Source organism: Yersinia massiliensis CCUG 53443, from assembly GCF_000312485.1.
Lineage (GTDB): Bacteria > Pseudomonadota > Gammaproteobacteria > Enterobacterales > Enterobacteriaceae > Yersinia > Yersinia massiliensis.
The window spans coordinates 100,984-121,474 of record NZ_HE997643.1 but is presented as its reverse complement, the minus strand read 5'-3'; the positions used below and the strand labels follow the sequence as shown (position 1 = coordinate 121,474).

Here is a 20,491-nt window from a genome sequence, read left to right as displayed (position 1 = left end):
CGGTGGTCATCGCACTGCCAAATGACTACAATACCCTTCAATGACTGAGCCTTCGTGCTACCCACTATCCGATTGCGATACTCGCAACACTCAATTCACTTGCAAGACACTATGCTCACTTGCAATACACGGCATGGAATACTGTGCCGCACGATGTGACTTTTATGATGACTAATCCAATGACGAAAAAACTGCATATCAAAACATGGGGCTGCCAGATGAATGAGTATGATTCATCTAAAATGGTTGATTTGTTGGCTAGCACCCATGGTTACCAGTTGACTGACATCCCCGAAGAAGCTGACTTACTGCTGTTGAACACCTGCTCCATTCGTGAGAAAGCCCAAGAAAAAGTATTTAGCCTGCTCGGGCACTGGAAATTACTCAAAGAGAAAAATCCAGGGCTAATCATTGGCGTTGGCGGTTGCGTGGCCTCACAGGAAGGGGACCATTTGCGTCAGCGCGCCCCCTGTGTTGATATTATTTTCGGGCCACAAACCCTGCACCGCTTGCCAGAAATGATCAACCACGTCCAAGGTACAAATAGCTCAGTGGTGGATATCAGTTTCCCTGAAATTGAAAAATTTGACCGCCTCCCCGAACCTCGCGCTGAAGGCCCAACCGCGTTTGTCTCCATCATGGAAGGCTGCAACAAATACTGTACTTTCTGCGTGGTCCCTTATACCCGTGGTGAAGAGGTCAGCCGCCCAAGTGACGATGTTCTATTTGAGATAGCGCAGTTAGCAGATCAAGGTGTGCGAGAAGTGAATCTGCTGGGTCAAAATGTAAATGCCTACCGCGGCGCTACCTATGATGGCGATATCTGTAGCTTTGCCGAATTATTGCGACTGGTCGCCGCGATTGACGGTATTGACCGCGTGCGTTTTACCACCAGCCATCCCATTGAATTTACCGATGACATCATCGATGTATACCGCGATACGCCTGAGCTAGTCAGTTTCTTGCACCTCCCCGTGCAAAGTGGTTCTGACCGCATCTTAACAATGATGAAACGCGCGCATACGGCATTAGAATATAAATCCATCATTCGCAAACTGCGTCAGGCACGCCCCAATATCCAAATTAGCTCTGATTTTATTATTGGCTTCCCCGGCGAGACTCAGCAAGATTTTGAGCAGACCATGAAACTGGTCGCAGATATCCGTTTTGATACTAGCTACAGCTTTATTTACTCTTCGCGCCCTGGTACGCCAGCAGCAGATCTTCCAGACGACGTTTCGGATGAAGAGAAAAAGCAGCGGCTGCACATCTTGCAGCAACGCATTATTCAGCAAGCCATGGAAATCAGTCGTGAGATGGTGGGCAGCGTACAACGTATTTTGGTAGAAGCCCCCTCGCGTAAAAATGCGATGGAATTGGCTGGGCGAACTGAAAATAATCGCGTGGTCAATTTTGAGGGAACGCCGGACATGATTGGTAAATTCGTTGATGTGGAGATTGTTGACGTTTATGCCAGTTCGCTACGCGGTATCTTGCTACGTACCGAAGACCAAATGGATTTGCGTGTACATGAATCACCACAATCAGTGATTGCTCGTACGCGTAAAGAGAATGAAATCGGCGTCGGTCTGTATCAGCCCTGATAGCCATTTACTCGAGTAAGCTCGCATAAATAGGCACTGGATTATCAGTGCCTATTTTAATTTAGCGGCGCATTGCGCAGATTTTGATTTTTTAAGTTGCGCTGATCAAGGACCGCTATTTGAATGGGCGACGGAAGCAGTAAACTTGCGTCTGTCTCATGCACCATGAATAATGACTGAATGACATGTATGATTGACGTTATACCAATGAATGATTTACCCAGAGGAATGCAGTGACTCAGAGAAACAGTTTGCACGTCGTGACACAAGAAATCTTGCTGGAACCCGCCGATAATCAGCGTTTGCTGAGTTTATGCGGCCCTTTTGATGACAACATTAAGCAGTTGGAGCGCCGATTAGGGATTGAAATTAATCGCCGTGATAACCGTTTCAAGTTAGTCGGTAAGAATCTCTGCGTGGTTGCAGCGGCAGATATTCTGCGCCATCTGTATGTTGATACTGCGCCTATTCGGGGTGTGATCCCTGATATTTCGCCAGAAGATATCCATCTCGCGGTCAAAGAGAGCCGTGTTTTGGAGCAAACTGCCGAAAGTGTGCCGGATTACGGTAAAGCCGTAAATATCCGGACTAAGCGCGGGATGGTCAAACCACGAACGCCTAATCAAGCACAGTACATCGCAAACATTCTCGATCACGATATCACTTTCGGGATTGGCCCTGCCGGTACGGGTAAAACTTATCTGGCGGTTGCTGCGGCAGTCGATGCGTTAGAGCGTCAGAATGTCCGGCGTATCTTACTGACTCGCCCTGCCGTTGAAGCCGGTGAAAAACTGGGTTTCTTGCCTGGCGATCTGAGCCAGAAAGTGGACCCTTATCTGCGCCCACTGTATGACGCCTTATTTGAAATGCTAGGCTTCGAGCGGGTTGAAAAACTGATTGAACGCAACGTGATTGAAGTGGCACCACTGGCCTACATGCGTGGCCGTACGTTGAATGACGCGTTTATCATTTTGGATGAGAGCCAGAACACGACCATCGAACAGATGAAAATGTTCCTAACCCGGATGGGCTTCAACTCAAAAGCGGTGATAACCGGTGATATCACGCAAACAGACTTACCTCGCCACCAGAAATCAGGTTTAAGCCACGCCATAGAAGTGCTCTCTGGGGTCGAAGAATTAAGCTTTAACTTCTTCCACAGTGAAGATGTGGTGCGTCACCCTGTGGTTGCTCAGGTGGTTATTGCCTATGAAGCATGGGAAGCGGCGGAACAAAAACGCAAAGAGGCCATCGCCGAACAGCGTAAGCGGGAAAGTCACACCCCATCTGAACAGGAGGCACCGTGAGCCAAGTCATACTTGATTTACAAATTGCCTGCGCCGACAGCCAAGGTTTGCCGGCAGAAACTGATTTTCAGCATTGGTTAGAAGCGGTGTTACCTCAGTTTCAAGACGTCTCTGAAGTCACTATCCGTATAGTGGATGAAGCAGAAAGTCATGAATTAAATTTGACCTATCGTGGCAAAGACAAATCAACCAATGTGTTGTCTTTCCCTTTTGAGGCTCCACCTGAAATTGAACTGCCACTTTTGGGTGATTTAATCATTTGTCGTCAGGTGGTTGAGCAAGAAGCTATCGAGCAAGATAAAGCACTCTTTGCTCATTGGGCGCATATGGTTGTTCACGGTAGTCTCCATCTGCTAGGGTATGACCACATCGTTGACGATGAAGCTGAAGAAATGGAGTCGATTGAGACTGAAATTATGCAAAGTTTGGGTTATCCAGATCCCTATATTTCAGAGAAAGACCCCGAATAAATCCACCCTATTAGGTCTAAATCATCTAAAGGGTAAGTGAAAAACTGTCGGCGGTGTGAGTCTACCGCTGCCGATAACAATAAAAACCAACATAGGTAAACTTAACTAAAACGCCATGAGCGACGACCACTCACAAAACAATGATAGCCCCAGTCCCAAGAAAGGGTTTTTTACTCTTATCCTTAACCAATTATTTCACGGCGAACCTAAAAACCGTGGTGATCTGGTAGAGCTTATCCGTGATTCTGAGCAGAACGATCTGATCGATCCCGATACCCGAGACATGCTGGAAGGCGTGATGGATATCGCCGAACAGCGCGTGAGGGACATTATGATCCCCCGCTCTCAGATGGTCACATTAAAGCGTAATCAAACGCTGGATGAGTGTTTGGATGTGATTATCGAATCTGCTCACTCCCGCTTCCCTGTGATCAGCGAAGATAAAGATCACATCGAGGGTATCCTGATGGCTAAGGATTTGCTGCCGTTTATGCGCACAGATTCTGAGCCATTTAGCATCGATAAAGTCTTACGGCCCGCAATAGTGGTACCTGAAAGTAAGCGTGTCGATCGGATGCTGAAGGAGTTTCGTTCTCAACGCTATCACATGGCCATCGTCATTGATGAGTTTGGTGGTGTTTCAGGGCTGGTAACCATTGAAGATATTCTTGAGCTGATCGTTGGCGAAATAGAAGATGAGTATGACGATGAAGAAGATAGAGATATTCGTCAACTCAGTCGGCACACCTACACGATCCGTGCGTTGACCCAAATTGAAGATTTCAATGAAGTGTTCGACACCCATTTCAGCGACGATGAAGTGGACACCATTGGTGGTTTGGTCATGCAAGCTTTCGGCCATTTACCATCCCGAGGTGAAACCATTGAAATTGAAGGTTACTTATTTAAAGTTGCCATGGCGGATAGCCGACGTATCATTCAGGTGCATGTAAAAATCCCGGATGATGCTCCGCAACCCAAACTGGAAGAATAAATCCTCGATGCCTAACGCTTCATACTTGCAACGCCAGTGGGTTCGCGCCCTACTGGCGCTATTTTTTGGTGCCTGCGGTACGCTGGCTTATTCGCCATTTGATCATTGGCCTGCGGCTATCGTGTCACTTTTTGGCTTACTCAGCCTGACACTGAATCGCAGCACTAAACAAGCCGCATTTATTGGGTTTTGTTGGGGAATGGGGCTGTTCGGCACTGGGATTAACTGGGTGTATGTCAGCATTTCCGAATTTGGCGGTATGCCGACGGCAATCAATATTTTCCTCGTTGTACTCCTCGCGGCATATCTCTCGCTCTACACGATGCTGTTTGCCGGTGTATTAGCGCGTGTATGCCCGAAAACAACGTGGTGGCGGCTCGCCATTGCTGCACCTGTAGTGTGGCAATTGACCGAATTCTTACGTGGCTGGGTGCTCACTGGTTTCCCGTGGCTACAATTTGGCTATAGCCAAATTAATGGCCCATTGCGAGGAATTGCGCCGATTCTCGGCGTCGATGGCATCACTTTTATGTTGATGGCAATCAGTGGGCTACTGGTCTATGCGTGCTATCAGCGACGTATTGTTGCCGCCGTTATTGCGCTAGCGCTGCTATTGTTACCGTGGCCACTGCGCCAATTGCAATGGTTCACACCAGAGCCTGAACGCGCCGTTAATATTGCCATGGTACAAGGTAATATTGCTCAGTCATTGAAGTGGGACCCTAAGGTCTTGCTCGCGACACTACAAATTTATATGGATGAAACTCGTCCATTTATGGGCAAAGCGCCCATCATTATATGGCCAGAATCAGCCATTCCCGATATTGAAACCGATCAGGCTCCCTTCCTCACCATGGTTGATAGCCTGATGCGCGCAAATCACAGCAGTTTGATCACCGGTATTGTTGATGCTAAACCTCGCCCTGAAGGCAAAGGCTATCACTTCTTTAACAGCATTATTGTGTTGGGTGGGGAAACGCCATACCAATACCCTACCCCCAATCGATATAGCAAACACCATCTCGTGCCCTTTGGTGAATTTGTGCCATTGGAATCGCTGCTTCGCCCGCTGGCCCCTTTCTTTGACTTACCCATGTCGTCGTTTAGCCGGGGGAATTATGTTCAGCCACAGCTCAATGTGGCCGGATTTAACCTGACAGCAGCGATTTGCTATGAAATCGTGCTAGGTCAACAGGTTAGGGATAACTTTAATCCTGATACAAATTTCCTGCTGACTATCTCAAACGATGCATGGTTCGGTCACTCTATTGGGCCGTGGCAGCATTTCCAGATGGCACGTATGCGCGCACTTGAGTTAGGTCGACCACTGCTGCGCAGCACCAACAATGGCATTACCGCTGCGGTTGGCCCAAGTGGTGAAGTGTTAGCACAGATCCCGCAATTTACTCAGCAAGTGCTGGACGTAAAAGTGACACCAACAACGGGCGTCACACCTTATGCACGCTTCGGTTCATGGCCGATGTGGTTAATCACATTGGTTCTAGGTGCTGCCACCCTGTACCGTGCGATACGTTGCCGAGCAGATAAAAAATAACCTATATAGGCTCTACTTAGTGGGCGTTGCTGATGGGCGTAAGCGAGTCAATCGTGATGTGCTTTCGACCTATCAACAACCTCAACGATAAAGGGCCAGCAATGAAGTTAAAATTGAGAATGTTATGCCATTGAAACCTGAATTTATCCTGACCAGTGAAGCCCAATTAAGCGAGCATTACGCACTGCCCAATAAGAATGTGTTGAAAAAACAGATTGATCATATTGATGATTATGCCCAAAAACTGATCGCTGCCGCTCCGTTTGCCGTATTAGGTACGCAGGGAGTCAACGGAATAGACTGTTCGCCTAAAGGTGGGGAACCTGGGTTTATTCACGTGCAAGACAGCAAAACGCTGATGTTGCCAGACCGTCCGGGGAATAATCGCCTTGATGGTATACGCAATCTACTGCATAACCCATTAATCGGTATTCTGTTCCTGATCCCCGGTTGGACCGAAGGTTTTCGCGTGAATGGCCGCGCAAAGATTTCAGTTGATCCTGAGCTTTGTCAACGCTTTAGCCAAAACGGCCATCCCGCCTGCAGTGTATTAGTGATTGAAGTGGACGAGGTATTTATCCATTGCGGTCGTGCGATTACCTTTGCTGACCTATGGAATCCAGAAAAACATGTTGGGAAAGAAGATATCCCAACCGCATTAGCGGTGTTTAAAGCGCATCTGGCACTCAATAATCATGAGCTAAGCTGATCCTAGTATCAGTCACTGCTTGGCGACTGATTCGTTCACCTTCCCCAATTTGTCACCGAAAGCCCTCAATCTGTAGGGCTTTATCCTGCTATTTTATCCCTCTTGTTGCATCGCGTCTGGCACAGACCTTGCATTAATTCTTAATATGAAATGTTAGCTGCTTGCGAAGACCTGCCAGCCCTTTAGCCATTGTTGGGTATGACCGCCACCGTCGCGCAAAGATGAGTTTAACATGCAATATTTCAGTTTTTTGTTCGCACATTTATAGGGCACAACACGCACCGCAGAGGTGCATCGGTGTTTTATTGCCTCTATTTGGTGCGATTTACGTCTCAAAAAACAAACATTTATTCATCATTTACATAACATTTTGCTATTTTTTAAAGATAATCTGATACAAGTAACAGCGAAAATCGAGCGTTAACCAACAAAACATCGGTGGTTGTACCGCTAAAACAAGACAAACGATTTTTCGTCTAACCATTTAGCTGAACACTGTTTTTTTGTATCACCTTTTTGTATGACCTTTTGTATAAAATAATTCGTATAACATTGTTTTTAAACACAACATTAAGTAATAAAACAACAGCAAAGGAGTTGGACCATGCATATGCGTAAATTGGCGTTAGCGCTACTGTTAGCTGGGATGGCAAGTAGCGTTGCCCAAGCAGAAGAAGCGGCAGCACAACCCGCAGAAAAAGCGGCAGCCTCCGCTGACACCTTGAAGAAGATTAAAGACAGTGGCGTTATTGTGGTCGGCCACCGTGAGTCTTCCGTTCCATTCTCATATTATGATAATCAACAGAAAGTCGTTGGTTATTCACAAGATTATTCTAATCTGATCGTCGATGCCGTTAAGAAAAAACTCAATGCGCCTGATTTACAGGTAAAACTGATTCCGATCACATCACAGAACCGTATTCCATTACTGCAAAACGGGACTTTTGATTTCGAGTGTGGTTCTACCACCAACAATCTGGAACGTCAGAAACAAGCCGCGTTTTCTAACACCATTTTTGTTGTCGGTACCCGTTTGCTGACCAAAAAAGGTTCTGACATTAAAGATTTCAAAGATTTAGCAGATAAAACAGTAGTTGTCACTTCTGGTACAACGTCTGAAGTTCTGCTGAACAAACTGAATGAGAAAGATAAATTGAATATGCGCATCATCAGCGCTAAAGACCACGGAGACTCCTTCCGTACTTTGGAAAGTGGCCGTGCCGTTGCATTTATGATGGATGACGCACTGCTGGCTGGCGAACGTGCCAAGGCGAAGAAACCTGATCAATGGGAGATCGTCGGTACGCCACAATCTCAAGAAGCTTACGGTTGCATGCTGCGTAAAGATGACCCTGCGTTCAAAGCATTATTGGATGAAACCATCGCAACAGCACAAACCTCGGGTGTGGCTGAAAAGTCATTTGACCGCTGGTTCAAAAACCCAATTCCACCTAAAAATCTTAACCTGAATTTCTCACTGTCAGACGAAATGAAGGCGCTGTTCAAAGCACCTAACGATAAAGCATTGAACTAAAAATAATAATCAGGGCGGGCCTTGCCTGCCCTACTGATTGATGATGGACCGATTGGGTAATTGACTGCGGGGTGGCCGTTCCCCACTCCGCCTTTTTTTGTTACCTCTCGGGAAGCCGAAACGCATTGAATCATCAGTCATCAGGATGGCTTATCCATCCTTTTAAGGGAGTTCGTTATGTCAATAGACTGGAACTGGGGCGTTTTTTTGCAAGCTGCCCCCTTCGGCAATACTACCTATCTCGGCTGGATTTGGTCCGGCTTTCAAGTCACTGTCGCGTTGTCACTGTGCGCTTGGGTGATCGCTTTCTTTATCGGCTCTTTGTTTGGTATTTTAAGAACAGTACCCAATCGGATTCTGTCAGGAATCGGTACTTGTTACGTAGAACTGTTTCGTAACGTTCCCCTGATTGTGCAATTCTTTACTTGGTATCTGGTGGTTCCTGAACTTCTGCCGGTCGATATTGGCATGTGGTTTAAAAGCGAATTAGACCCCAATATCCAATTCTTCCTCTCCTCTATGATTTGCCTTGGCTTATTTACTGCTGCGCGGGTATGTGAACAAGTACGCGCTGCCATTCAATCCCTGCCCCGTGGTCAAAAAGCAGCGGGTTTGGCGATGGGATTGACCCTGCCACAAACCTATCGCTATGTTTTGCTGCCCAATGCTTATCGAGTGATTATTCCCCCGATGACCTCTGAAATGGTCAACTTGGTTAAAAACTCGGCGATTGCCTCAACGATCGGTTTGGTGGATATGGCGGCACAAGCGGGTAAATTGCTGGATTATTCAGCTCACGCTTATGAGTCTTTCACCGCCATCACTCTTGGTTATGTGCTGATCAACGCCGTGATCATGTTAGTGATGCGATTAGTTGAAAAGAAAGTGCAGTTACCCGGCAATCTGGGGAGTAAATAATGTACGAATTTGATTGGAGTTCTATCGCCCCCAGCATTCCTTACCTGCTGCAAGGCTTGGTGGTGACCGCCAAGATAACCATCACTGCAGTGGTGTTTGGGATAATATGGGGTACGGTTCTGGCCGTCATGCGCCTATCACCGATTAAAGCCATCAGTTGGTTTGCCACCATCTATGTCAACGTGTTCCGCTCTATTCCGTTGGTCATGGTGCTGTTGTGGTTTTATCTGGTGGTCCCGAGCTTATTACAAAATGTGCTGGGCTTATCACCAAAAACTGATATTCGGTTAATCTCCGCCATGGTAGCCTTTTCGCTGTTTGAAGCGGCCTACTACTCAGAAATTATCCGTGCGGGGATCCAAAGCATTTCCCGCGGGCAATCCTCTGCAGCCTTGGCGTTAGGTATGACGCAGGGCCAATCGATGAGATTGGTTATTTTGCCACAAGCCTTCCGCGCCATGGTGCCGCTACTGTTAACTCAGGGAATAGTGTTATTTCAGGATACATCATTGGTGTATGTCCTTAGCCTGGCCGACTTCTTCCGTACCGCCACCAACATCGGCGAACGGGACGGTACACGGGTCGAAATGGTGCTGTTTGCCGGTTTAGTTTATTTCGTTATCAGTATTTCCGCGTCAATGCTGGTTAACTATTTGAAGAAAAGGACTGTTTGATGATTTCCCTGAAAAATGTTTCTAAGTGGTACGGCCACTTTCAGGTGCTGTCTGACTGCACCACCGAAGTTAAAAAAGGTGAGGTCGTGGTGGTCTGCGGCCCTTCGGGCTCAGGTAAATCAACCTTAATCAAAACCGTTAATGGGCTGGAACCCATTCAAAAAGGCAGCATTACGGTCAATGGTATTGGTGTTAATGATAAAGGGACCAATCTGGCGCAACTGCGTTCCAAAGTCGGCATGGTATTCCAGCATTTCGAACTCTTCCCACATTTATCCATCATTGAAAACCTGACCTTAGCGCAAGTAAAAGTACTGAAGCGGGATAAAGCTGAAGCGCGTGAGAAAGGCCTAAAACTGCTCGAACGCGTCGGTTTGACGACTCACGCCGATAAGTACCCTTCTCAGCTATCGGGTGGTCAGCAGCAACGTGTGGCGATTGCTCGCGCACTTTGTATGGACCCCATCGCCATGCTGTTTGATGAACCGACTTCAGCGCTTGACCCAGAAATGATTAATGAAGTGTTGGACGTCATGGTGAAACTGGCCTTAGAAGGGATGACCATGATGGTGGTGACGCACGAAATGGGCTTTGCTCGTAAAGTGGCTAACCGAGTAATCTTTATGGATGAAGGGAAAATCGTCGAAGACAGCAACAAAGATGATTTCTTTAATAACCCTAAATCTGACCGCGCCAAAGACTTCTTAGCAAAAATCCTGCATTAATCTCTGGAGTGCCCTTTCGTCAATATACTGCCCCTCTCACGATAAAGAGAGGGGTTATTGCTGCGGTGTGAGTTTTAGTGCACCGAGCTAGGGTTGGAATGGCCGGCGATTGAATTGATCATGACCACATTTGGGGCAAAGGGGTAACACTTCAGGCGTATAGAAAGCCAGATGGTAATGGCATTTTTCGCAGACCAGATTCCCCAGCCCAACCACTTCACCGCTGTGATAAACCCCATGGTGACTGACATCTTTGAATACTTCGCGCCACTCTAACTGGGTTTTATCCGTGATATCCGCTAATTCCTGCCATAAACTTTCTTTAATCACGCGCATAAATACGCTGTCAGTGAATTCTTCCTTACTCTCTTCATAGCTACGAGCAAATTCTTCCAGATCACGACGCACAGCCTGAGTAATCTGCTCAACTTCACTGTGAGTTAACTCTTCTACTGCGTTCAGCCGTTGCTCGGCACTGTCTACCAGTTTATCGATATCACGTTCACCATTTTTCAAGCGTTCCGTCAGTGATGCCACTAACTCACGATAATATTGAGCTACCTTGTTCATAATGTCTCCTCGATCCACGGTTGTGATAAAGAAAAATTGTGATAAAGCAAAATCATAATGAAGCAAACAGCGACAAGATTATTCCAACAACTGGCGCTTGCTTGTCTCTTTGTTTTGAATCGATTTACCTCAGTAATAAAGTTAACGTTAATAATTTTAGTCGTAAATGACTCAAATCACTTCATCATCAGGTTGTTTCTCCCCCACTTTAGCCATTTCTGCCATCCACTACGCAGAAAAAACCGACTGTAGGGTGCTGAGTGTTGTTGCCGCTGCCGCTTATCGGCTATGCTATGCGGATCTCTCTTTATGATATGAAACAGATGATGCTACAGGCGTAGCTGTTTTTCACTATAGGACCACCGGCCGCCATGCAAGAGCAATACCGCCCCGAAGATATCGAAACGCAAGTACAGCTTCACTGGCAAGAGAAGCAGACGTTTAAAGTCACTGAAGACGCTAGCAAAGAAAAATATTACTGCCTATCCATGCTGCCGTACCCTTCAGGGCGTCTACATATGGGGCATGTTCGTAACTACACCATCGGTGATGTTATCTCCCGCTACCAACGTATGCTGGGTAAGAACGTGTTACAGCCAATTGGCTGGGATGCATTTGGTCTGCCGGCTGAGGGTGCCGCGGTAAAAAATAACACCGCACCTGCACCTTGGACTTACGACAATATCGAATACATGAAGAACCAGCTAAAACTGCTGGGCTTCGGCTATGATTGGGATCGCGAAATTGCTACCTGTAAGCCTGACTACTACCGTTGGGAACAGTGGTTCTTCACCAAGTTATACGAAAAAGGCATGGTCTATAAAAAGACGTCTGCCGTTAACTGGTGCCCACACGACCTGACTGTACTGGCTAATGAACAAGTGATCGACGGCTGTTGCTGGCGCTGCGACACCAAAGTTGAACGCAAAGAGATCCCACAGTGGTTTATTAAAATCACCGATTACGCTGATCAACTGCTCAATGATCTGGACACGCTGGAAAGCTGGCCTGAGCAGGTAAAAACCATGCAACGTAACTGGATTGGTCGCTCCGAAGGTGTGGATATCGTTTTCGATGTCGTCGATAGCGAAGCAAAACTCTCCGTTTATACCACTCGCCCAGATACCTTTATGGGTGTGACCTACGTCGCCGTTGCTGCCGGTCATCCTTTGTCACTGCAAGCGGCTGCGACCAACCCTGCACTGGCAGATTTTGTTGCTGAATGTCGTAACACCAAGGTTGCCGAAGCTGAAATGGCCACCATGGAGAAAAAAGGCATGGCGACCGGCTTGTACGCCATCCATCCGCTGACCGGCGAGCAATTACCTATCTGGGCTGCTAACTTTGTTTTGATGGACTACGGCACTGGCGCAGTCATGGCCGTTCCTGGCCACGATGCCCGTGACTGGGAGTTCGCGACCAAATACAACCTGCCCATCAAACCGGTCATTTTGGCGGCAGATGGCAGTGAGCCAGATTTGAGTCAAGAAGCCATGACCGAGAAAGGCACCCTATTCAATTCGGGTGAATTCGATGGTTTGAGTTACGAAGACGCATTCAATGCCATCGCTGATAAACTGGTCGCGTTGGGTGTCGGCCAACGTAAGGTTAACTACCGTTTGCGTGACTGGGGGGTCTCCCGTCAACGTTATTGGGGTGCCCCAATCCCAATGATTACGCTAGAAGACGGCACCGTGGTCCCAACACCTGAAGATCAGTTACCTGTTATCTTGCCAGAAGATGTGGTGATGGACGGTATTTCCAGCCCCATCAAGGCCGACCCTGAATGGGCTAAAACCACCGTGAACGGTGTACCGGGCCTGCGTGAAACTGATACCTTCGATACCTTTATGGAATCATCTTGGTATTACGCACGTTACACCTGCCCGCAATTTGATGAAGGCATGCTGGACCCAGCAGCAGCCAACTACTGGCTGCCAGTTGATCAGTATGTTGGTGGTATCGAACACGCCATCATGCACCTGATGTACTTCCGCTTCTTCCACAAATTGCTGCGTGATGCAGGTTTGGTGGACTCTGATGAGCCCGCTAAACGCCTGCTGTGTCAGGGCATGGTGTTAGCCGACGCTTTCTACTACACCGGTACGAGCGGTGAGCGTGTCTGGGTTTCACCAGTTGATGCCATCGTTGAGCGTGATGATAAAGGCCGTATTGTTAAAGCGACCGATGGCGAAGGCCATGAGCTGGTGTATGCCGGCATGAGCAAAATGTCGAAATCGAAAAATAACGGCATCGACCCACAAGTCATGGTAGAGAAATACGGCGCTGATACCGTACGCCTGTTTATGATGTTCGCCTCCCCTGCAGAAATGACGTTGGAATGGCAAGAATCTGGCGTTGAAGGTGCTAACCGCTTCCTGAAACGTGTTTGGCGTCTGGCCTATGATCACACGGCAAAAGGGGCAACTGCACCGTTAGATATTGCCAGCCTGACGGATGAACAAAAATCCCTGCGTCGTGACCTGCACAAGACCATTGCCAAAGTCACCGACGATGTTGGCCGCCGTCAAACTTTCAACACCGCTATCGCCGCAGTGATGGAGTTGATGAACAAGTTGGGCCGCGCACCACAGGAAACTGAGCAAGATCGTGCTCTGTTACAAGAAGCATTACTGGCAGTTGTTCGTATGCTTTATCCATTCACCCCTCATGTCTGCTTTAGTTTGTGGCAAGCACTGGGTGGCGAAGGTGATATTGACACCGCACCGTGGCCAGCCGCTGATGAACAAGCGATGGTCGAAGACTCTAAATTAGTCGTTGTACAGGTTAATGGTAAAGTGCGAGGCAGAATTACTGTGCCTGCCGATGCCACTGAAGATCAAGTTCGCGAACGTGCTGGTCAAGAGCATTTAGTGGCTAAATACCTGGATGGGGTTACCGTGCGTAAAGTAATCTATGTCCCTGGCAAACTGCTTAACCTGGTTGTGGGTTAAGACAAGGAGGAGTTGTGCGACATCGTATTGCGACGCTGTTGCTAGGCTTGGCGGTGCTGGTCACCGCTGGCTGTGGCTTTAATCTGCGAGGCACCACTCAGGTGCCGCCTGAATTGCAAAAATTATTGCTCGAAAGTGCTGACCCTTACGGCCCATTAACCCGAGCAGTGCGTCAACAATTGCGTCTAAGCAACGTTACTATTGTTGATGACCCGATGCGCAAAGATCTACCGGCCCTGCGGATTATCGGTTCTTCCGAAAATCAGGATACCGTGTCAATCTTCCGAAACGGTGTAACGGCTGAGTATCAACTGGTGCTGCATGTGCAGGCGCAGGTATTAATTCCTGGCCATGATATTTATCCTCTACGGGTTAATGTCTTCCGTTCATTCTTCGATAACCCGTTGACTGCACTTGCAAAAGATGCGGAAGCCGAGGTTCTTCGCCAAGAAATGCGTGAACAAGCTGCGCAGCAGTTAGTACGCCAGCTCCTGACCGTACATGCTGCTGAAGTTAAAAACGCGCAAGAGAATGGCGATACATCAGTGAATAGCAACAGCACAACAGGTACTGTCCAAACGGCACCCGTCAAAGAAATCAATATCGGCAAACCCGCAGTCAGTGTCTCTGCCCAATGATCCGAGTTTATCCTGAACAACTTGCCGCGCAGCTCCATGAGGGGCTGCGTGCTTGTTATTTATTATGTGGCAATGAACCACTGTTGCTACAGGAAAGTCAGGACCATATTCGTCGTGCCGCAACACAACATGATTTCACCGAACATTTCAGTTTTGCACTCGATGCCCATACAGAATGGGAGGCTATTTTTAGTCTCTGTCAGGCGCTGAGTTTATTTGCCAGCCGTCAAACATTACTACTGAACTTCCCTGAGAGTGGGTTAACTGCGGCGATGAACGAACAGTTGACTAAATTATCAGGGCTTTTACATCCCGATATTTTGCTGATACTGCGAGCCAACAAGCTCACAAAAGCACAAGAGAATAGTGCTTGGTTTAAGGCTCTGAGCAAGAACGGTGTCTTTGTCAGTTGTCAAACACCCGAACAGGCACAGCTTCCTCGCTGGGTTGCGGCGCGAGCAAAAAGCCAGAATCTGGTGATTGATGATCCCGCCATTCAACTCCTGTGCTACTGCTATGAAGGTAATTTGTTAGCACTTTCACAGGCTTTGGAAAGGCTTTCCTTGCTCTATCCCGATGGTAAATTAACGCTGCCAAAAGTAGAGCAAGCCGTTAGTGATGCCGCACATTTTACGCCATATCACTGGCTGGATGCCTTACTCGCGGGCAAAAGCAAACGGGCTTGGCATATCCTGCAACAATTACAGCAAGAAGATAGCGAACCTATTATTTTGCTGCGGACACTGCAACGTGAATTATTACAGTTGCTCACGCTAAAGCGCCGCATGGATCAAGTACCGCTCCGCACGTTATTCGACCAATTCAAAGTGTGGCAGAATCGCCGCCCCATGATGACTCAAGCGCTGCAACGTCTTTCCCAACAGCAGCTACGACAGGCCGTGCATTTGTTAACGCAAATGGAGATTCGTCTGAAACAAGATTACGGCCAATCAATCTGGCCTGAGCTAGAAACGTTATCGATGCTGATGTGTGGCAAAATATTACCAGAGAGCTTTTTTGATGCCCAATAAATCCCCGACTCGCACCCTACATGCCTTGTTCGGCGGTACGTTTGATCCGATTCATTATGGTCATTTGAAGCCAGTTGAAGCCTTGGCTCAACAAGTAGGCCTGCAACACATCATTTTATTACCTAATCATGTTCCGCCTCATCGCCCGCAACCCGAGGCCAATGCACAGCAGCGGCTGAAAATGGTTGAACTGGCGGTAGCCGGTAATCCGCTGTTCAGCGTTGATTCACGTGAGTTAATGCGTGATACGCCATCATTCACTATCGATACATTGGAATCCCTGCGTAAAGAACGTGGTGCTCAACTGCCCTTAGCGTTTATTATTGGGCAGGATTCATTATTGTCACTGCATAAATGGCATCGTTGGGAATCACTGCTAGATGTGTGCCATCTGTTGGTTTGTGCCCGTCCGGGTTATGCCCAAACACTGGATACACCAGAGTTGCAGCAATGGCTCGATGAACATCGAGTCTTTGATCCGCAAGCGTTAAGCCAACGGCCACAAGGCGCAATCTATCTGGCCGATACGCCATTACTGGACATTTCTGCCACAGACATTCGCCATCGACGCCATAACGGTGAAAGTTGTGATGACCTGTTACCCCGCTCGGTTCAACGATATATTGAACTACAAGGTTTGTATCGCGGGTGAAGGGCTGAGGGCTTATATCGCGAGGCATTGACCCGTGGTATACTCCGCCGCTAAATTTCAGGTATTCGCTGAAAACCCCTGTGAAACAGCTGGCTTTCAGCGGCATCCTGCCGATAAATACACCATAACCGTTCATTATCGGTCACCGTTGACGGGCTTCCCGTGTAACAGTCCCAAAAAAACGTTATGGACAGAAACCACCCGAGGGGGAACCTTTGCAAGGTAAAGCGCTCCAAGCATTTGTTATCGACAAGCTCGATGATTTGAAAGGCCAAGATATTATCGCTCTGGATGTTCAAGGCAAGTCCAGCATCACTGATTGCATGATCATTTGTACGGGTACTTCGACTCGCCATGTGATGGCGCTGGCCGACAATTTAGTTCAAGAATCACGCATGGCTGGCATGATCCCGCTAGGGGTCGAAGGTCAAGGTGTCTCGGACTGGGTAGTGGTCGATTTGGGTGAAGTCATTGTCCATGTGATGCAAGAAGAGAGCCGCCGTTTGTATGAACTGGAAAAACTCTGGAGCTAAGCGGTGAAACTGCAACTGGTAGCCGTCGGCACTAAAATGCCAGACTGGGTGCAGACAGGTTTTATCGATTACCTGCGCCGCTTTCCCAAAGACATGCCTTTTGAGCTGGTAGAAATCCCAGCAGGTAAACGAGGCAAGAATGCGGATATCAAACGCATTTTGGAAAAAGAAGGCGAACTAATGTTGGCTGCAGTGGGCAAGAATAATCGCATTGTCACACTGGATATCCCAGGCACACCCTGGGAGACGCCACAATTAGCCCAGCAATTAGAACGCTGGAAGCAGGATGGCCGTGATGTCAGTTTGCTGATTGGCGGGCCGGAAGGGTTAGCGCCGGCCTGTAAAGCTGCGGCAGAGCAGAGCTGGTCGCTCTCTCCGCTAACGCTGCCTCACCCTTTAGTGCGTGTTTTAGTGGCTGAGAGCCTCTATCGCGCCTGGAGTATTACGACCAATCACCCTTATCACCGGGAATAAGCGGGCGATGAACCTGAGTATAGTGATGACGTTATGTAACATGCCGGTGTTAGATAAAATACTGGTTTTGGGCAAAATGCTGGTTTTGGACAAAATGAAGTAGCAGCGGAATGAAAAAAGAACCTAACTCTTTTCGCGACTATTCGGCTGAGTCAGCCTTGTTTGTCCGCCGCGCCTTGGTGGCTTTTCTCGGTATCTTGCTGCTAAGCGGGATATTGGTCGCCAACATGTACAATTTGCAGATAGTGCGTTTCGAAGACTATCGTACTCGCTCCAATGAAAACCGCATCAAACTGGTTCCTATCGCCCCGAGCCGTGGCATGATTTTTGACCGTAATGGCACACCATTGGCAATGAACCGGACCATTTATCAGTTAGAACTGATGCCGGAAAAAATCGAAGACCTTCCCGCCACGCTCAATGCACTACGCCCAATAGTGGACCTGACGGATGAGGATATCGCCAATTTTGAAAAAGAGCGTAAGCGCTCACGTCGTTTTACCTCTATCGCAGTGAAAACCCCGCTGACTGAGGTTCAAGTCGCTCGCTTCGCCGTTAACCAATTCCGTTTTCCCGGCATTGAAGTCAAAGGCTATCAGCGCCGCTACTACCCGTATGGCTCTGCCCTCACCCACGTTATTGGCTATGTTTCCAAAATTAACGATAAAGATGTCGAACGGTTGGACAAAGAAGGCATTCTTGCTAACTATGCCGCCACCCACGATATCGGTAAGCTTGGCATTGAGCGTTACTATGAATCCGTACTGCACGGGAAGACGGGTTATGAAGAAGTTGAGGTTAATAACCGTGGTCGGGTGATTCGTCAGTTACATGAACAACCGCCGCAAGCGGGGAAAGACATCTATCTGACGCTCGACTTGCATCTGCAAACCTATATTGAAAAATTACTTACCGGTAGTCGCGCTGCTGTTGTGGTGACCGACCCGCGCACTGGCGGCATCTTGGCCTTGGTATCCAATCCAAGCTATGACCCGAATCTGTTCGTCGATGGTATCAGCAACAAAGATTATCAAGGGCTACTGAACGACCCTAACCGACCGCTGATTAACCGTGCCACGCAAGGTGTTTACCCTCCGGCTTCAACGGTCAAACCGTATATCGCTGTTTCCGCGTTAAGTGCGGGTGTTATCAACAAAAATACCAGCCTGTTTGACCCCGGTTGGTGGCAGTTGCCTGGCTCGGAAAAACGCTTCCGTGACTGGAAAAAGTGGGGCCACGGTCGGTTGAATGTCACTAAAGCACTAGAGGAATCAGCGGATACCTTCTTCTATCAAGTCGCCTATGATATGGGGATTGACCGTTTATCCGCGTGGATGACCAAGTTCGGCTACGGCGAATATACCGGTATTGATTTATCCGAAGAGCGTGCCGGTTTGATGCCGACACGTGAATGGAAACAAAAACGCCATAAAAAACCTTGGTACCAAGGGGATACCATTCCAGTAGGTATCGGCCAAGGATATTGGACAGCGACTCCAATCCAGATGGCAAAAGCCTTAATGACGCTCATTAATGATGGGGCAGTGAAAACACCGCATTTGCTGCAAAGTACCCGTATTGACGGCCAATTGGTCCCTTATATACAAGAAGACACCACGCAGATAGGTGATATCCATTCCGGCTATTGGGAGATCGCCAAAGACGGTATGTTTGGAGTTGCCAACCGCGCAAACGGTACTGGCCGCAAGTACTTTGAAGGTACACCTTACAAAGCGGCGGCAAAATCAGGCACGGCGCAGGTTTACAGTTATGAAACCTATAATGCGCACAAAGTCGCAGAGCACTTACGTGACCATAAATTGATGGTGGCCTTCGCCCCTTATGAAAACCCGACAGTATCTGTTGCGATGATCTTGGAAAATGGCGGTGCAGGGCCAGCAGTAGGGACCATTACTCGCCAAATCCTCGACCACATCTTGCTAGGGGATAACAATACTGAATTACCGGATGCAGCCCCGCTTCCTCCGGGTGTTGAAGCAGATTAGCTGAAGTGGATTAAGGTAACTCATGACTGATAATCAACAAAAAGGCTCTTTGTGGTACAAAATGCACATTGATCTGCCGTTTCTGATCATCGTTCTGGCGCTGCTATGTTACAGCGCTTTCGTGATGTGGAGCGCAAGCGGGCAAGATATGGGCATGATGGAACGCAAAATCGGCCAAATTGCCATGGGTCTGGTTGTCATGTTGGTGATGGCACAGATACCACCACGCGTCTATGAAAGCTGGGCACCCTACCTCTATTTCGTTTGCGTCATCTTACTAATCTTAGTCGACGCTTTTGGTCAAATCAGTAAAGGCGCACAACGCTGGTTAGATTTGGGCTTTATCCGTTTCCAACCATCTGAAATTGCTAAAATTGCGGTGCCATTGATGGTGGCGCGGTTTATGAACCGCGACGTCTGCCCCCCTTCGTTGAAAAATACCGGTATCGCGCTGATTTTAATCTTTATGCCGACTTTACTGGTGGCGGCTCAGCCGGACCTCGGCACATCCATTCTCGTCGCAGCTTCAGGGCTATTTGTTCTGTTCCTGTCGGGGATGAGTTGGCGCTTAATCGCCATTGCGGCTGTCTTACTCGCGGCGTTTATTCCTATTTTGTGGTTCTTCTTGATGCACGGTTACCAGCGTGATCGCGTAATGATGTTGCTAGACCCGGAAAGCGATCCACTCGGTGCGGGCTATCATATTATTCAGTCTAAAATTGCGATTGGTTCAGGCGGGTTATCGGGCAAAGGCTGGTTACATGGCACACAATCGCAGCTCGAATTCTTACCGGAGCGCCATACTGACTTCATCTTTGCGGTACTGGCAGAAGAGCTGGGCTTAATTGGCGTTTTGATACTTCTAGCCCTCTATCTGTGCTTAATTATGCGTGGATTGGTGATTGCCGCTCATGCACAAACCACCTTTGGCCGAGTTATGGTTGGGGCCCTGATGTTGATCCTCTTTGTCTATGTGTTTGTTAACATAGGTATGGTCAGTGGCATTTTACCTGTGGTTGGCGTACCTTTGCCTTTGGTCAGCTACGGAGGCTCGGCGCTGATAGTTCTGATGGCCGGGTTTGGTATCGTGATGTCGATACATACTCATCGAAAAATGTTATCCAAGAATTTATAGAGGTGAGC

The 20,491-nt window shown here is 48.1% G+C and carries 19 protein-coding genes; 18 read left to right on the top strand and 1 reads right to left on the bottom strand.

Annotated elements, in window-relative coordinates:
* Positions 1 to 179 precede the first annotated feature (179 nt).
* The 10 genes from miaB (at position 180) to BN68_RS00660 (ending at position 10,490) form a co-directional block, all read left to right on the top strand.
* Positions 180 to 1,604, top strand: coding sequence for a tRNA (N6-isopentenyl adenosine(37)-C2)-methylthiotransferase MiaB (miaB, locus tag BN68_RS00705; RefSeq protein ID WP_042806462.1), 1,425 nt, complete (start codon positions 180 to 182; stop codon positions 1,602 to 1,604).
* A 233-nt stretch (positions 1,605 to 1,837) separates the two neighbouring features.
* Entirely contained in the window at positions 1,838 to 2,911 is a 1,074-nt protein-coding gene (locus tag BN68_RS00700) for a PhoH family protein (protein ID WP_019209236.1), read from the top strand.
* Entirely contained in the window at positions 2,908 to 3,381 is a 474-nt protein-coding gene (gene ybeY, locus BN68_RS00695) for an rRNA maturation RNase YbeY (RefSeq protein ID WP_019209235.1), read from the top strand. Before BN68_RS00700 ends, ybeY begins: the two co-directional genes overlap by 4 nt.
* 115 nt (positions 3,382 to 3,496) lie before the next feature.
* Positions 3,497 to 4,375 (top strand): CNNM family magnesium/cobalt transport protein CorC, encoded by an 879-nt coding sequence (corC, locus tag BN68_RS00690; RefSeq protein ID WP_019209234.1) that lies wholly within the window; start codon positions 3,497 to 3,499, stop codon positions 4,373 to 4,375.
* 7 nt (positions 4,376 to 4,382) lie between these two features.
* A complete protein-coding gene (lnt, locus tag BN68_RS00685) occupies positions 4,383 to 5,930 on the top strand; it encodes an apolipoprotein N-acyltransferase (protein ID WP_019209233.1) in 1,548 nt (515 codons plus the stop codon).
* A gap of 124 nt (positions 5,931 to 6,054) precedes the next feature.
* Positions 6,055 to 6,639: an MSMEG_1061 family FMN-dependent PPOX-type flavoprotein gene (locus tag BN68_RS00680; RefSeq protein ID WP_019209232.1), complete on the top strand. Its 585-nt coding sequence runs from the start codon at positions 6,055 to 6,057 to the stop codon at positions 6,637 to 6,639.
* 604 nt (positions 6,640 to 7,243) lie between these two features.
* Entirely contained in the window at positions 7,244 to 8,173 is a 930-nt protein-coding gene (locus BN68_RS00675) for an amino acid ABC transporter substrate-binding protein (RefSeq protein WP_019209231.1), read from the top strand.
* A gap of 177 nt (positions 8,174 to 8,350) precedes the next feature.
* Complete coding sequence (locus BN68_RS00670) at positions 8,351 to 9,091, top strand: amino acid ABC transporter permease (RefSeq protein ID WP_019209230.1); 741 nt, start codon at positions 8,351 to 8,353, stop codon at positions 9,089 to 9,091.
* Positions 9,091 to 9,765 (top strand): glutamate/aspartate ABC transporter permease GltK, encoded by a 675-nt coding sequence (gene gltK / locus BN68_RS00665; RefSeq protein ID WP_019209229.1) that lies wholly within the window; start codon positions 9,091 to 9,093, stop codon positions 9,763 to 9,765. The genes BN68_RS00670 and gltK overlap by 1 nt, the downstream gene beginning before the upstream one ends.
* On the top strand, positions 9,765 to 10,490 hold the full coding sequence (locus BN68_RS00660; protein WP_019209228.1) for an amino acid ABC transporter ATP-binding protein: 726 nt from the start codon (positions 9,765 to 9,767) through the stop codon (positions 10,488 to 10,490). The genes gltK and BN68_RS00660 overlap by 1 nt, the downstream gene beginning before the upstream one ends.
* Before the next feature lie 87 nt (positions 10,491 to 10,577).
* Here BN68_RS00660 and BN68_RS00655 read toward each other — a convergent pair whose 3' ends face one another.
* The gene (locus BN68_RS00655; protein WP_019209227.1) at positions 10,578 to 11,060 is read right to left on the bottom strand and encodes a zinc ribbon-containing protein; all 483 of its coding nucleotides are present in this window, start codon (positions 11,058 to 11,060) and stop codon (positions 10,578 to 10,580) included.
* Between the two features lie 371 nt (positions 11,061 to 11,431).
* Here BN68_RS00655 and leuS point away from each other — a divergent pair, with 371 nt between their 5' ends.
* The 8 genes from leuS (at position 11,432) to mrdB (ending at position 20,483) form a co-directional block, all read left to right on the top strand.
* Positions 11,432 to 14,014, top strand: coding sequence for a leucine--tRNA ligase (leuS, locus tag BN68_RS00650; RefSeq protein WP_019209226.1), 2,583 nt, complete (start codon positions 11,432 to 11,434; stop codon positions 14,012 to 14,014).
* A gap of 14 nt (positions 14,015 to 14,028) precedes the next feature.
* Positions 14,029 to 14,652 (top strand): LPS assembly lipoprotein LptE, encoded by a 624-nt coding sequence (gene lptE / locus BN68_RS00645; protein WP_019209225.1) that lies wholly within the window; start codon positions 14,029 to 14,031, stop codon positions 14,650 to 14,652.
* On the top strand, positions 14,649 to 15,683 hold the full coding sequence (gene holA, locus BN68_RS00640; protein ID WP_019209224.1) for a DNA polymerase III subunit delta: 1,035 nt from the start codon (positions 14,649 to 14,651) through the stop codon (positions 15,681 to 15,683). Before lptE ends, holA begins: the two co-directional genes overlap by 4 nt.
* Positions 15,673 to 16,335 (top strand): nicotinate-nucleotide adenylyltransferase, encoded by a 663-nt coding sequence (gene nadD / locus BN68_RS00635; protein ID WP_019209223.1) that lies wholly within the window; start codon positions 15,673 to 15,675, stop codon positions 16,333 to 16,335. Before holA ends, nadD begins: the two co-directional genes overlap by 11 nt.
* Positions 16,336 to 16,550: 215 nt before the next feature.
* A complete protein-coding gene (gene rsfS / locus BN68_RS00630; RefSeq protein ID WP_019209222.1) occupies positions 16,551 to 16,868 on the top strand; it encodes a ribosome silencing factor in 318 nt (105 codons plus the stop codon).
* Between the two features lie 3 nt (positions 16,869 to 16,871).
* The gene (gene rlmH / locus BN68_RS00625; protein WP_004390602.1) at positions 16,872 to 17,342 is read left to right on the top strand and encodes a 23S rRNA (pseudouridine(1915)-N(3))-methyltransferase RlmH; all 471 of its coding nucleotides are present in this window, start codon (positions 16,872 to 16,874) and stop codon (positions 17,340 to 17,342) included.
* 110 nt (positions 17,343 to 17,452) lie between these two features.
* Entirely contained in the window at positions 17,453 to 19,348 is a 1,896-nt protein-coding gene (gene mrdA / locus BN68_RS00620; protein ID WP_019209221.1) for a peptidoglycan DD-transpeptidase MrdA, read from the top strand.
* Positions 19,349 to 19,370: 22 nt separating this feature from the next.
* A complete protein-coding gene (gene mrdB / locus BN68_RS00615; protein ID WP_019209220.1) occupies positions 19,371 to 20,483 on the top strand; it encodes a peptidoglycan glycosyltransferase MrdB in 1,113 nt (370 codons plus the stop codon).
* The last annotated feature ends 8 nt before the right edge of the window (positions 20,484 to 20,491 follow it).